Here is a 13,465-nt window from a genome sequence, read left to right on the forward strand (position 1 = left end):
GACCCATAACCAGAATGATAGCGATCGGGCGAGTATATCAGCTCTGCGACGGGACATGCCGCACGGGCGTATTCACGCCGATTCTCGCGTCGGCTCGGGAATCGGCCATTGGTAGCGACGCACGATATCGTCCCCTTCCGTCGATTCGAGCTTGATGGGAAATCCCCACAACTGGTGCAGATAGCGCATGACCGGAAACAGGCTCTGCCCCAGCGGACGGCGTCGATCCTGCACATGGCGCAGCGTCAGCGAACGATCACCACGAATGTCGGCTTCCCAGACCTGGATGTTGGGCTCCCGAGCGGATAACGCGTACTGCACGCTCAACGCCTCGCGAATTCGGCGATAGCCGCGGTCGTCGTGAATCGCCTCGATCTGGAGGCTGTCGTCGCGATCATCATCGACCAGACTGAAGAGCTTGAGATCGCGAATCACCTTGGGCGACAGGAACTGCTGAATGAATGATTCGTCCTTGAAGTTCTGCATCGCGAAATGCAGCGTCTCCAGCCAGTCGCTGCCGGCGATATCCGGGAACCACTCGCGGTCCTCGTCGGTCGGTGCCTGGCAGATGCGCTGGATATCGCTGAACATCGCGAATCCCAGCGCATACGGATTGATGCCGTTGAAATAAGGGCTGTCGAAACCCGGCTGAGTGACGACCGAGGTATGCGACTGCAGGAACTCGAGCATGATGCCCTCGTCGATCAACCCGTCGTCATACAGGCGGTTCATCAGGGTGTAGTGCCAGAACGTCGCCCAGCCTTCGTTCATCACCTGGGTCTGACGCTGCGGATAGAAATACTGGGCAAGCTTACGCACGATACGCACGACCTCGCGCTGCCAGGGCTCCAGCAGCGGCGCATTCTTCTCAAGGAAATAGAGCAGGTTCTCCTGCGGCTCGCTGGGATAGCGACCATGACGATGCAACCCCAGCGGATCGTTTTCGTGATCGTGCAGTGGCTCCTGGGCCAGCTCGCTCACTACCGGCGGAATCGTGCTCCAGATCCGGTTGACCTGCGTCTGTAGATACGCCTCCCGCTCCTCCTGTCGGCGCGCTTCTTCATCGGCCGAAATCGGTGAGGGCCGCTTGTAGCGATCGACCCCATAATTCTGCAGGGCGTGACAGGCATCGAGTAACTGCTCGACGGCCTCGACCCCGTGACGCTCTTCGCACTTGGCGACATAGCTGCGTGCAAAGACCAGGTAATCGACGATCGCCGAAGCATCGGTCCAGGTTCGAAACAGGTAATTGCCCTTGAAGAACGAGTTGTGCCCGTAGCAGGCATGCGCGATGACCAACACCTGCATCATCAGCGAATTCTCTTCCATCAGATAAGCGATGCAGGGGTCGGAATTGATCACCAGCTCATAGGCCAGCCCCATCTGGCCGCGACGGTAGGCCTGCTCCACTGACAGGAACTGTTTGCCGAACGACCAGTGGTGATAGCCGATCGGCATGCCCACACTGGCGTAGGCATCCATCATCTGCTCGGAGGTGATGATCTCTATCTGGTTGGGATAGGTATCCAACCGATATTCCTTGGCCAGTTCGGCGATGGCACGTTCATAGGCTTCGAGCGCCTCGAAGTTCCAATCCGAACCGGTGGCTATGGGCTTGCGTCGCGTCATCATGGTTTCCTCGCTGCGTCCGTCCCATCCTGCCCGAGATATCGATGTCAGCCCTGCGCACGCTGACGAAAGAGCTTGCGGAAGACCGGATAGATATCTTCCGCCTGAACGATCTGCTGCATGGCGAAACGCTCGGGATAGGCCGCCCGCACCGTGTCGTAGGCCTCCCACAGCGCCTGATGGGCGTGAGGCGTGATCTCCACGTAGGTGAAGTACTGCAACTTGCGCATCAACGACTCGTTGAGCAGCTCGAGGCAGTTCGACGAGTCGTCATCCCAGTTGTCGCCGTCACTGGCCTGGGCCACGTAGAGGTTCCACTGCTCGGGCGCGTAGCGTGCCTCGATGATGCTGTTGACCAGCGTCAGGGCACTGGAGACGATCGTGCCGCCGGTCTCCCGCGAATAGAAGAACTCCTCTTCGTCGACCTCCTTGGCCACGGTATGGTGACGCACGAACACCAGCTCGACCTTCTCGTAATTGCGTTCGAGAAACAGATAGAGCAACAGGAAGAAGCGCTTGCCGATATCCTTGTGCGCCTGGGTCATCGAGCCGGAGACGTCCATGATGCAGAACATCACGGCCTGGTTCGACGGCATGGGCTGATGGGTGAGGTGGTTGTAGCGCAGGTCGTAGGTATCCAGAAACGGAATCGACGCGATCCGCTTCTCCAGCCTGGCGATCTCGGACTTCAACTCATCGATACGCGCCGGATTGCGCAATACCGGATCCTTGCGCTCCTCAGCATCGAGCGCCTCCTGGGCCTCGCGCAGTGCCCGTTTCAATGGCGCCCGCATGCCGATACGCCGGGCCTGGGCCTCGCGCATCGAACGCACGATATTGATGCGCGCCGGCACGCCTTCCTTGGAGATGCCAGCCCTTACCGGCCGGGTCTCCTCCAGAACCTGCAGCTGCTTGCGCTCCAGATGCGGCAGCTCCAGGCCATCGAAGACGAAATCGAGAAACTCTTCTCGTGACAGCGAGAACACGAACTCGTCCATGCCCTCGCCCTGGTTTCCTGCCTGACCTTCGCCACTGCCGCCACCACCGCCTCCGCCCCCAGGGCGGCGCAACCGATCCCCCTCGGCAAACTCCTTGTTCCCTGGACTCACTACCGTACGTCGACCACCCGGCCCGTGTTGAAACGAGGGTTCGGAGATGTCCTTGGTGGGAATCGAGACCTTTTCGCCGCGCTCCATATCGGTGATTGAGCGCCGATTCACCGACTCTTCCACGGCGCGCTTGATGTGGGAACGATAGCGCTGCAAGAACCGTTGACGATTGACCGCGCTCTTGTGGCGTGCGTTGGGGCGTCGATCGATGAAGTAACTCATGGCACCTCCCGCAGACTGGCTGCGACAGTGGCCATCGGGAATGGCCTCTGCCTCTGGGAGCGCGGCCCGACTCGCAGCCGCCGCTCCTGCTGACATCAACTAACCACGTGCTAGTGTGACTTGCGCACCCGCAGATACCACTCGGAGAGCAGGCGCACCTGCTTTTCGGTATAGCCGCGCTGCACCATGCGATCGACGAAATCCTCGTGCTTGCGCTGATCCGACGCCGACGCCTTGGCATTGAACGAGATGACCGGCAGCAACTCCTCGGTATTGGCGAACATCTTGTGCTCGATCACGCCGCGGAGCTTCTCGTAGGACTGCCAGCTCGGGTTCATACCGTTGTTGTGGGCGCGCGCGCGCAGCACGAAATTGACGACCTCGTGGCGGAAGTCCTTGGGATTGGAGATCCCGGCGGGCTTCTCGATCTTCTCGAGATCCTCGTTGAGCGACTGCCGGTCGAACAGCTCGCCCGTTTCCGGATCGCGATACTCCTGATCCTGAATCCAGAAGTCGGCGTAGGTCACGTAGCGGTCGAAGATGTTCTGGCCGTACTCGGTATAGGACTCGAGGTACGCGGTCTGGATCTCCTTGCCGATGAAGTCGACGTAACGCGGCGCCAGGTATTCCTTGATGAACCGCAGGTAGCGCTCGTGGACTTCCTTGGGCAACTGCTCGCGTTCCAGCGCCTGCTCCAGCACGTAAAGCAAATGCACTGGGTTGGCGGCAATCTCGTGGGCATCGAAGTTGAACACCTTGGAGAGAATCTTGAAGGCGAAACGGGTGGAGAGTCCGTTCATGCCTTCATCGACCCCGGCCGCGTCGCGATACTCCTGGATCGACTTGGCCTTGGGATCGGTATCCTTCAGGTTCTCCCCATCGTAGACCCGCATTTTGGAGTAGATGCTCGAGTTTTCCGACTCCTTGAGCCGCGACAACACCGAGAACTGCGCCAGCATGCGCAGCGTATCCGGCGCGCAGGGGGCTTCGTTGAGCGACGAATGCTCCAGCAGCTTCTGATAGATCTTGATCTCTTCGGAAACGCGCAGACAGTAAGGCACCTTGACGATATAGACGCGGTCGAGAAATGCCTCGTTATTGCGGTTGTTACGGAACTGCTGCCACTCGCTCTCGTTGGAGTGGGCCATGATGATGCCATCGAACGGAATCGCCCCCATGCCCTCGGTGGGGTTGTAGTTCCCCTCCTGCGTGGCCGTGAGCAGCGGATGCAGCACCTTGATCGGCGCCTTGAACATCTCGACGAACTCCATCAGCCCCTGGTTGGCCTTGCACAGGCCGCCGGAGAAGCTGTAGGCATCCGGGTCGTCCTGGGAATAGAGCTCCAACTGACGGATATCGACCTTGCCCACCAATGACGAGATATCCTGGTTGTTCTCGTCGCCAGGCTCGGTCTTGGACACCGCAATCTGATTGAGTCGCGACGGATGCAGACGCACCACGCGGAACTGCGACAGATCCCCGCCGTACTCCTTGAGGCGCTTGGCCGCCCAGGGCGACATCGGCCCCCGCAGGTGGCGCTGGGGAATGTTGTATTCCTTCTCGAGCAGCTCGCCATCTTCCTCAGGCGAGAACAGCCCGAGCGGCGATTCGTAGACCGGCGAATCCTTGATCGCATAGAACGGTACGCGCTCCATGAGCAGCTTCAGGCGTTCGGCCAGCGACGACTTGCCGCCACCGACCGGGCCCAGCAGGTAGAGAATCTGCTTGCGCTCCTCCAACCCCTGAGCGGCATGACGGAAATAGGAGACGATCTGCTCGATCGCCTCTTCCATGCCGTAGAACTCGGCAAAGGCGGGATAGCGGCGAATGACCTTGTTGGAGAAAATACGGGAAAGGCGAGGATCCTTGGCCGTGTCGATCGCTTCCGGTTCCCCGATGGCACTCAGCATCCGCTCGGCGGCGTTGGCGTAGACACGGGGATCTTTCCGGCACAGCTCTAGATATTCCTGCAGGCTCATTTCTTCCTGTTGAACCTGTTCGTAACGGCTCTGCACGTGATCGAAGATGCTCATGGAAGCCTCCTGGTCATGACCCCCAACCGCACAGGACGGATGCCCTGCCAGCCGGGCTAGCTGACTAACAGCATAGACAGACATAGACAGATGCACGAAGCGTCGGACAGACCCGTTTCGCGAGCCTTTTCAACGCAGCGTCGGAACACACGCTTTAGAACACGCTACCACGATCCGGTTTCGATGCACGGGGAATTTTGCGCCGACAAAACGCACTGCGTCGCGCGATTTCCGGTAACTCATAGAAAAATCACGACAAAATTCGTTCGCGAATCGAGCAAGGAGAAAAAGGCGAGAAAACCGGCGCCCGAGACCTCAGGGCGCCGGATGCATCAGGGCGCGTCGAAAGCGGCCCGGGCGTCGGCCAGCAATTGATCGAGCAGCTCGGAAGTGGTGTTCCAGGAGCAGACGAACCGCGCACCGCCAGCGCCGATGAAGGTATAAAAGGTCCAGCCCTTGGCGCGCAATTGCGAAATGACCGGCTCGGGCAAACTGACGAAGACGCTGTTGGCCTGCGTTGGAAACATCAGCGAAGCACCGGGTAGCGCGGCCAACCCCTCGGCGAGATAACGCGCCATGGCATTGGCATGGTCGGCATTGCTTCTCCAGGCGCCGGATTCCAGCAGCCCCAGCCAGGGTGCGGCGATGAAGCGCATCTTGGAAGCCAGTTGACCCGCCTGCTTGCAGCGGTAGGGAAAATCCTCGGCCAGCTCCTTGTTGAAGAACAGAATCGCCTCGCCCATCGGCAAGCCGTTCTTGGTGCCGGAGAAACAGAGCACGTCGACCCCGGCCTGCCAGGTCAGCTCGGCCGGAGACGCCCCCAAGGCACTACAGGCGTTGGCAAAACGGGCGCCATCCATGTGAACACGCAGATCATACTTGTCCGCGACGGTGCGGATCGCCAACAGCTCCTCGCGAGAATAGACCGTGCCCACCTCGGTGGCCTGGGTGATCGAGACGACCCGCGGCTTGGGGTAGTGAATGTCGTTACGCTTCACCACCAGCCGCTCGATCCCTTCCGGCGTCAGCTTGCCATCTTCACCCGAGCTGGTCAGCAGCTTGGAGCCGTTGGAAAAGAACTCCGGCCCGCCGCACTCGTCGGTCTCGATGTGGGCCAGTTCGTGACAGATCACGCTGTGATAGCTCTGCCCCAGCGCCGCTAGCGACAGCGAGTTGGCGGCTGTGCCATTGAAGACGAAGAAGACGTCACAGTCGTAATCGAAAAGCTCGCGGAAACGATCCGCAGCGCGATGGGTCCAGGCATCATTGCCATAAGCGAGATCATCGCTGGCATTGGCCCGAATCAGGTAATCGAGGGCTTCCGGGCAAATACCGGAGGTGTTATCGCTCGCCAGATAGCGAGGGCTACAATCGGATGTCATCTGGGGGTCCTTGTACGATCCCTCCATCGAGAAAAAGCGACCAAGGCCGGTCACGACACGAGAGTCTGCGTTTTCTGAGGGTCAGGCATGGCGGTCGCGAGACACGGCAGCCTGAATAACAAGAAGCGCGACCCGGGGAGCGACGGGGTCGCCGTCGCACGGCTCGCGCTCACTGGTGAAATTCCAGTCTAACACCTGTCTTCGACGCTCGGCAGCGCACGAGCACTCGCCACTCACGCTGACTCAACGCAACCGGCCCAGGCTCATAGACTCGCCGCCAGCCGCACGCCCTGATCGATGGCACGCTTGGCATCGAGCTCCGCAGCCAGATCGGCACCGCCGATTCGATGAGCCCTCACGCCGCTTGCGACCAGCGCCTCATGAAGTGCCTGCTGCGACACCTGACCGGCACAGATCACGATATTGTCGACTGCCAGCAGCCGGGGCTCCCCGTTGACGCTGACATGCAGACCATCATTATCGATACGCCGATAGACACAGCCCGACAACGTCTCGACCCGACGCGCCCGGAGCACCGCCCGGTGGACCCAGCCGGTGGTCACGCCAAGCCCCTCGCCCGGTTTGCCGGTCTTGCGCTGCAGCAGCGTGATCTGGCGCGGCACCGCCGGCGACATCCGCGGCTTCAGCCCGCCAGCGGTAGCCACCGACAGATCAACGCCCCACTCGTCGCACCAGCGTTCGACATCCTGCGCAGGCAACGTTGCGTGGGCCAGCAGTTCCGCGACATCGAAACCGATTCCGCCGGCACCGATGATCGCCACTCGCCGCCCTACTCGCTCGGGGTATTGGATCGCCACGGGATAGGGAAGCACGCTGGGGTGATCGATGCCTTCGAGCTCGAGCTCGCGAGGCTTGACGCCGGTGGCGACGACAACCTCGTCGAAGCCCCGCAACTGCTCGACATCGGCCTGGGTATCGAGGCGCAGTTCCACACCGCGCAGCATCAGTTGGGTGGTGAAGTAGCGTAACGTCTCGGCGAACTCCTCCTTTCCCGGGATGCGCTGCGCCAGCCGGAACTGGCCGCCAACCTTTGAATCACGCTCGAACAGCGTCACCCGATGCCCGCGCTCGGCGCAGGCAACGGCGGCAGCCAGTCCGGCCGGGCCGGCCCCCACCACGGCGATCCGTTTGGGCGTATCGGTCGGCGTCAGCGTCAGTTCCGTTTCGTGGCAGGCGCGCGGATTGACCAGACAGGAGGTCAGCTTGCCCTTGAAGGTGTGATCGAGACAGGCCTGATTGCAGGCGATGCAGGTGTTGATCTCGTCGACCCGGCCTTGCTCGGCCTTGCTCACCCATGCCGGATCGGCCAGGAAGGGACGCGCCATCGACACCAGATCGGCATGCCCCTCGGCCAGCACCGCCTCCGCCACCGCCGGCATGTTGATACGATTGGTCGCGATCAGCGGTATCGAAATCGCCTCGCGCACCGCCCGGCTGACAGGAACGAACGCCGCACGCGGCACGCTGGTGACAATGGTCGGCACTCGTGCCTCGTGCCAGCCGATGCCGCTGTTGATCATGTCCGCCCCGGCGCCTTCTATCGCCTGCGCCAGCGCCACGATCTCCTCGCGGGTGCTGCCCTCCTCGACCAGATCGATCATCGACAGTCGAAAGATCAGCAGGAAATCCGTGCCGCAGGCTTCGCGAACCCGACGCACGATCTCGATCGCGAAACGCTGGCGTCCCGCGCTATCGCCACCCCAGGCGTCATCGCGATGGTTGGTACGGCGACAAAGGAACTGATTGATCAGGTAACCTTCCGAACCCATGATCTCGACGCCGTCGTACCCGGCGGCCTGGGCCAGCCTGGCGCAGCGGACGAAGTCGTCGATCTGCCGCTCGACCTCGTCGCCATTCAGCGCGCGTGGCGTGAAGCGATTGATCGGCGCGGCGATCGCCGAGGGCGCGACCAGATCCGGCGAATAGGCATAGCGGCCCGCATGCAGTATCTGCAGGCAGATATGAGCGCCGTGGGCGTGCACCGCTTCCACGACGGGGCGATGCCGCTCGGCCTCGACACCATCGGTGAGCTTGGCGGCGTCCTGGAAGACCGCCCCTTCCGCGTTGGGCGCGATGCCGCCGGTGACGATCAAGCCGACGCCATGACGCGCCCGTTCCGCATAGAACGCCGCCAGACGCTCGAAGCCGTTCGACGCTTCTTCCAGGTTGGTATGCATCGACCCCATCACCACGCGATTGCGCAGTGTCAACGAGCCGACTTGCAGAGGGCGAAATAGATGGGAGAAACGCGTCACGGTCGGATCCACTCATGTCGGGGCGCTTACCGCCGATAGCGGCTTTCAAACGCACGTATGAACATCAGTGTAACGAAAACACCGACGGGAACCATTCCACCAAAGCGGTATCAGGGTGCGGCCGAGGATGAGCAGCGCAGGGACGAACGGAACAAGACAGATCGATAAAATGCCAGCGAGGCTGGGGCGCGAAGACTATCGAATGGCGTGAAAACCATCGAATGGCGAGCGTGTCGGCCTGAAGGTATCGCGACAGCAGAGAATAACAGCGAGGAGATAATCGGAGCAGAAGACGTCGATGGCGGACCGGACGGGACTCGAACCCGCGACCTCCGGCGTGACAGGCCGGCATTCTAACCAGCTGAACTACCGGTCCGCTGTGGTGGGTGGTACAGGACTCGAACCTGTGACCCCCAGCATGTGAGGCTGGTGCTCTAACCAGCTGAGCTAACCACCCAGACGTCAAACAATTCGATACAACAAACACTAGCAGTGCGAAGCGTGGCGGACCGGACGAGACTCGAACTCGCGACCTCCGGCGTGACAGGCCGGCATTCTAACCAACTGAACTACCGGTCCACTCGATGTATCAGAGGCTTGAGTCGAAACACAGACCAACGATACCAACTACGCGACTAGCGGGTGACATAGCATGCCTTGCGACGTGCCGATGTCGGTGGAAATGGCGGACCGGACGAGACTCGAACTCGCGACCTCCGGCGTGACAGGCCGGCATTCTAACCAACTGAACTACCGGTCCGCATTTTCCAACTGCTTCTTGCCACTCTTTCTTGCAACTACGACTTGCAACACGTGAACCCGAGCACTACGAAAACGTAATGGTGGGTGGTACAGGGTTCGAACCTGTGACCCCCAGCTTGTAAGGCTGGTGCTCTCCCAGCTGAGCTAACCACCCGTGGTCACGTGGCGCTGCATTCTACCTGTGACCGGTCGAAAGTCAACAGCTTTTCACACCACTATTTTCCATCCGGATCATTCACTTGCGCCCAGCCGGCGTGATACGTGGCCGACAGCCTCATCGATCAATGTCGACTGCGTCCGCGCGTGGCGTTTGGGCGGCTTCCAATCGTGGTCTCCGCCATCCAGGAAGTGGCACTCCGTCTGTGCCGGTAAATCGTATCCTTCGACCTCGTCGCGTCGCCCGAACGGGTCGCGCGTCCCCTGAAGCAACAGCAGCGGACACCGAATCTCCGGCCAGTGATCGAGTCGCAAACGCGCAGGCTTGCCGGGGGGATGAAACGGGTAGCCACACAGGACCAGCCCCGCCACGTCGACTTGCGTGGCCAGCAGGCTCGCGACCCTGCCTCCCATGGACTTGCCGCCAAGCCACAGCGGCGTCTCGCCATCCAGCGCCTGCAACGCCCGGTGCCATTCGGCCAGCTCCGTCACCAGCCTCTCGATCCTGGGCGGTGGCCGTCGTTTGCCCTCCTTGCGCATGGTCGCCATGTAGCCGAACTCCAGCGCCACGACCTGAATGCCGCACGCGGCCAACTGCTGGCGCAATCGGGTCAGAAACGGGGAATCGTGCCCGACCCCTGCCCCGTGACAGAGAATCAGGCGCGCATGCTTCGCCTCCCCTTCGACGACGAATCCGCCCAGGACGGCCTCATGGCTCGCGCCGTCGCCCGCTGCCAGCGCTGCACGTAATGTTTCGCTATCCTGAGTCTCGAGTGATGGAACTATGGCCGTTCCGGTCATCGTGCCCCCTTGTCGATTGGTTCCGGCAAATCATGCCGCTTCAGCCGGTGCCAGCGATGAATCGGTGAAGCCTCGCGTCAGGCCCGGCGATGACTCCGGCATTCCCATGCGGCATCTTTTTTGCGTAGGATGACAAAACTTGATCGATCGGTCAGGTTTTCTGGTTGTGCTCATCTGGCATGACAGATTCTCAAGATACGTCGTTCAACGACGCATTCCTTGATGACAATAAGCCAACGACAACAAGCTAACGACAACAAGCTAACGACAACAACCAGGACATTCCCATGACGCTGAACGTTCTCGTCATCGGCGCCGGCATGGGCGGACTCACCGCTGCCCTGGCGCTCCAGAAGGCAGGTCACCAGGTCGAGGTCATCGACCGCGTCGCCGAGCTTCGCCCGGTGGGCGCGGCCATCTCGGTCTGGTCCAACGGCGTCAAGGTGCTCAAGGCTCTGGGACTGGGCGATGCCGTCGAACAGGCCAGCGGGCGCATGAACGACATGGCCTATCTCACCAAGAACGGCCAGCCCCTGACCCATTTCAGCCTGCAGCCGCTCTACGATCAGGTGGGACAGCGGGCCTGCCCCATTGCGCGGGCGGCGCTCCAGCAGCTGCTGCTGGATGCCGTGGGGTCGGACAACGTCACGCTCGGCCTGGCCTGTACCGATTACCGCTGCGACGACAGCGGCGTGGAAGCCACCTTTGACGACGGTTCGACGCGCCGGGCCGACCTGATCGTGATCGCCGACGGCACGCACTCCCGATTGCGCGAACGGGCGCTTGGCCATGCCGTGGAGCGTCGCTACTGCGGCTACGTCAACTGGAACGTGCGGGTCGCTGCCACGCCCGATCTCGCCCCGCTCGACCGGTGGGTGCAGTACGTCGGCGACCATCAGCGCGTCTCGATGATGCCGATGAGCGGCGAAGGCGCCTCGCCCGAGTTCTACTGTTTCTTCGACGTCCCGCTGCCCGCCGGCACGCCCAACGATCCCGCCAGTTATCGTGACGAGCTCGCACGGCATTTCGCCGGCTGGGCACCGCCGGTTCAGCGGCTGATCGAGCGCGTCGACCCCGCCGCGATGGCTCGCGTGGAGATTCACGACATCGCACCGCTGGAGACGTTGATCGGCGAACGTGCTGCCATTCTCGGCGACGCGGCGCACGGCATGGCGCCGGATCTGGGCCAGGGGGGCTGCCAGGCGATGGAAGACGCGTGGGTACTGGCTCGCACGCTCGATGACGCCGATGGCGACATTCCCGCCGCCCTGCAAGCCTACGACCGTGCCCGCGTCCAGCGGGTCGGCAGTATCGTCACGCGCGCACGCCAGCGTGCCGACACGACCCATGGCGCCGAGCCTTCGGCGACGCAAGCATGGTATTCAGAACTCGCCGAAGAGGACGGCACCCATATCATGAGCGGTATGCGCAAGACGATATTGGGCGGTCCACTGGGCTAGGCACTGCCTGAAAACCGCCCAGCCCCAATGCAAAAGGCCCGCCGAATATCATCTCCGGCGGGCCTTCTGAATTCCGTGTTCGCTCAGGCTTCGCGGGCGAGCAGATCGAAGGCATCGATCCGCGTCTCCTGCATCTGACGCTGCTTGGCTTCCAGCCCCTCGAAATCGAACAGGCCGCGATCCGCAAGCTGCGAGGGCGCGACATTGGTCACCGCCTTGAACATGGTCTCGAGCCGCCCGGGGTGCTTGACCTCCCACTCCGCCAGCATCTCCTTGACCACCTGACGCTGCAGGTTGGGCTGCGATCCGCACAGGTTGCAGGGAATGATCGGGAATGCCATCTGCCGCGAGAATTCAGCAATGTCGGCCTCGCGGCAGTAGGCCAGCGGACGAATGACGATGTTCTTGCCATCGTCCGACAGCAGCTTGGGCGGCATCGCCTTGAGCGAACCGCCGAAGAACATGTTGAGGAACAGCGTCTCCAGGATGTCCTCGCGATGGTGCCCGAGCGCCACCTTGGTCGCCCCGATCTCCTCGGCGAAGCCGTAGAGCGAGCCGCGCCGCAGCCGCGAACAGAGCGCACAGGTGGTCTTGCCCTCCGGCGTCTTCTCCTTGACCACCGAATAGGTATCGCGCTCGAGGATGTGGTAGTTCACCCCCTTGGCATCCAGATACTCGGGCAGCACGTGTTCGGGGAAGCCCGGCTGCTTCTGATCGAGATTGACCGCGACCAGTTCGAAATTGACCGGCGCGTTACGCTGCAGATTCATCAGAATCTCCAGCATGGTGTAGGAGTCCTTGCCGCCGGAAAGGCACACCATCACCTTGTCGCCTTCGTGGATCATCCCGTAATCGATGATCGCGTTGCCGACCTGACGGCGAAGGCGCTTCTGCAGCTTGTTGAACTCGTACTTCTGGGTAACGGTAGATGCTTGCATGGGTCGAACGACACATATGGGTATGAAGGCGCGCTCATGCTATCACTGCGCCCGGCGACTTGCGATGCGCCCTCGCTAACTCGTCGTCAGGGCGCCCTTCTTCAGGCGTATGTACATCAAGGCCGTGGTTGTCGCATCACCGAGGGCGGTGTGGCGGCCCATCACCGGCACATTGAGCGCCTCGGCGACCGACTCGAAATTTACCGTCGGCTCCAGCTGCGGGCGCGTCCGATGCATCTCGCGCAGATAGAGCTGTGCCACGTCAAGGCATGCATTGGGTAGGCTGAAGCCGAACAGCGGCCGAAGCTGACGGTCGATCACCGCCCGGTCGTAATCGATGCACCAACCCAACAGCGGGCGGTTGCCGATGAAATCGAGAAACTTTTCCAGCGCCTCCCCCAGCTCGTCGCCATCATTCAAGTCGATCCCGCGCATACGATGGATCTTGATGGAATCACCGCGCAGGCTGGCCGGCGGCTGGAGGCGCAGATCCAGCGAGCCGCTGGTCAGCACGCGCTCGCCCTGGATGCGTACCGCAGCGATCGAGACCAGTTCGGCGGTCCTGGTATCGAGGCCGGTGGTCTCGCAGTCGATGGCCACCATCTCGTCACCGGTGTAGGGACTGAACAGCCAGCCATAGCGGCCATCCGCCTGGCGGCGGCGATCGGCCACACGGCGTAGCGAACGTATCATCGCA

9 protein-coding genes and 5 tRNA genes are annotated in these 13,465 nt (G+C 61.7%); 1 reads left to right on the top strand and 13 read right to left on the bottom strand.

Going from position 1 to position 13,465, the window contains the following annotated elements; all coding sequences use genetic code 11:
* Positions 1 to 72: 72 nt before the first annotated feature.
* The 11 genes from CCD76_RS04070 to CCD76_RS04120 form a co-directional block, all read right to left on the bottom strand.
* Positions 73 to 1,629 carry a SpoVR family protein gene (locus CCD76_RS04070; protein ID WP_087718335.1) on the bottom strand — a complete coding sequence of 519 codons (1,557 nt, stop codon included), beginning with the start codon at positions 1,627 to 1,629 and terminating at the stop codon, positions 73 to 75.
* A 47-nt stretch (positions 1,630 to 1,676) separates the two neighbouring features.
* A complete protein-coding gene (locus CCD76_RS04075; protein ID WP_087718263.1) occupies positions 1,677 to 2,960 on the bottom strand; it encodes a YeaH/YhbH family protein in 1,284 nt (427 codons plus the stop codon).
* Positions 2,961 to 3,070: 110 nt separating this feature from the next.
* Positions 3,071 to 4,993: a PrkA family serine protein kinase gene (locus tag CCD76_RS04080; protein ID WP_087718264.1), complete on the bottom strand. Its 1,923-nt coding sequence runs from the start codon at positions 4,991 to 4,993 to the stop codon at positions 3,071 to 3,073.
* Positions 4,994 to 5,325: 332 nt separating this feature from the next.
* The gene (locus CCD76_RS04085) at positions 5,326 to 6,375 is read right to left on the bottom strand and encodes a threonine aldolase family protein (RefSeq protein ID WP_087718265.1); all 1,050 of its coding nucleotides are present in this window, start codon (positions 6,373 to 6,375) and stop codon (positions 5,326 to 5,328) included.
* A gap of 263 nt (positions 6,376 to 6,638) precedes the next feature.
* Positions 6,639 to 8,651, bottom strand: a complete 2,013-nt coding sequence (locus CCD76_RS04090) for an NADPH-dependent 2,4-dienoyl-CoA reductase (protein WP_087718266.1) — start codon at positions 8,649 to 8,651, stop codon at positions 6,639 to 6,641.
* A gap of 299 nt (positions 8,652 to 8,950) precedes the next feature.
* Positions 8,951 to 9,027: transfer RNA gene (locus tag CCD76_RS04095), tRNA-Asp, on the bottom strand.
* 4 nt (positions 9,028 to 9,031) lie between these two features.
* Positions 9,032 to 9,108, bottom strand: a tRNA-Val gene (locus CCD76_RS04100).
* Between the two features lie 45 nt (positions 9,109 to 9,153).
* Positions 9,154 to 9,230, bottom strand: a tRNA-Asp gene (locus CCD76_RS04105).
* A gap of 104 nt (positions 9,231 to 9,334) precedes the next feature.
* Positions 9,335 to 9,411 (bottom strand) — tRNA-Asp (locus CCD76_RS04110).
* An 80-nt stretch (positions 9,412 to 9,491) separates the two neighbouring features.
* Positions 9,492 to 9,567 (bottom strand) — tRNA-Val (locus tag CCD76_RS04115).
* A 77-nt stretch (positions 9,568 to 9,644) separates the two neighbouring features.
* Positions 9,645 to 10,370: an alpha/beta family hydrolase gene (locus CCD76_RS04120; RefSeq protein WP_087718267.1), complete on the bottom strand. Its 726-nt coding sequence runs from the start codon at positions 10,368 to 10,370 to the stop codon at positions 9,645 to 9,647.
* Between the two features lie 287 nt (positions 10,371 to 10,657).
* Here CCD76_RS04120 and hpxO point away from each other — a divergent pair, with 287 nt between their 5' ends.
* Complete coding sequence (gene hpxO, locus CCD76_RS04125) at positions 10,658 to 11,830, top strand: FAD-dependent urate hydroxylase HpxO (RefSeq protein WP_179208837.1); 1,173 nt, start codon at positions 10,658 to 10,660, stop codon at positions 11,828 to 11,830.
* Between the two features lie 83 nt (positions 11,831 to 11,913).
* On the opposite strand, the gene ttcA is transcribed toward hpxO, so the two are convergent.
* Both ttcA and CCD76_RS04135 read right to left on the bottom strand, forming a co-directional pair.
* A complete protein-coding gene (ttcA, locus tag CCD76_RS04130) occupies positions 11,914 to 12,768 on the bottom strand; it encodes a tRNA 2-thiocytidine(32) synthetase TtcA (RefSeq protein WP_087718269.1) in 855 nt (284 codons plus the stop codon).
* Between the two features lie 75 nt (positions 12,769 to 12,843).
* Complete coding sequence (locus tag CCD76_RS04135; protein ID WP_087718270.1) at positions 12,844 to 13,461, bottom strand: 3'-5' exonuclease; 618 nt, start codon at positions 13,459 to 13,461, stop codon at positions 12,844 to 12,846.
* Between the last annotated feature and the right edge of the window lie 4 nt (positions 13,462 to 13,465).

The organism is Salinicola salarius (genome assembly GCF_002179555.1).
Taxonomy (GTDB): Bacteria; Pseudomonadota; Gammaproteobacteria; order Pseudomonadales; family Halomonadaceae; genus Salinicola; species Salinicola salarius_A.

What these genes read in the sequence shown, in the direction of transcription:
- CCD76_RS04070 (WP_087718335.1), bottom strand. Translation starts at nt 1,629, where the DNA reads ATGACGCGACGCAAGCCCATAGCCACCGGTTCGGATTGGAACTTCGAG.
- CCD76_RS04075 (WP_087718263.1), bottom strand. Translation starts at nt 2,960, where the DNA reads ATGAGTTACTTCATCGATCGACGCCCCAACGCACGCCACAAGAGCGCG.
- CCD76_RS04080 (WP_087718264.1), bottom strand. Translation starts at nt 4,993, where the DNA reads ATGAGCATCTTCGATCACGTGCAGAGCCGTTACGAACAGGTTCAACAG.
- CCD76_RS04085 (WP_087718265.1), bottom strand. Translation starts at nt 6,375, where the DNA reads ATGACATCCGATTGTAGCCCTCGCTATCTGGCGAGCGATAACACCTCC.
- CCD76_RS04120 (WP_087718267.1), bottom strand. Translation starts at nt 10,370, where the DNA reads ATGACCGGAACGGCCATAGTTCCATCACTCGAGACTCAGGATAGCGAA.
- hpxO (WP_179208837.1), top strand. Translation starts at nt 10,658, where the DNA reads ATGACGCTGAACGTTCTCGTCATCGGCGCCGGCATGGGCGGACTCACC.
- ttcA (WP_087718269.1), bottom strand. Translation starts at nt 12,768, where the DNA reads ATGCAAGCATCTACCGTTACCCAGAAGTACGAGTTCAACAAGCTGCAG.
- CCD76_RS04135 (WP_087718270.1), bottom strand. Translation starts at nt 13,461, where the DNA reads ATGATACGTTCGCTACGCCGTGTGGCCGATCGCCGCCGCCAGGCGGAT.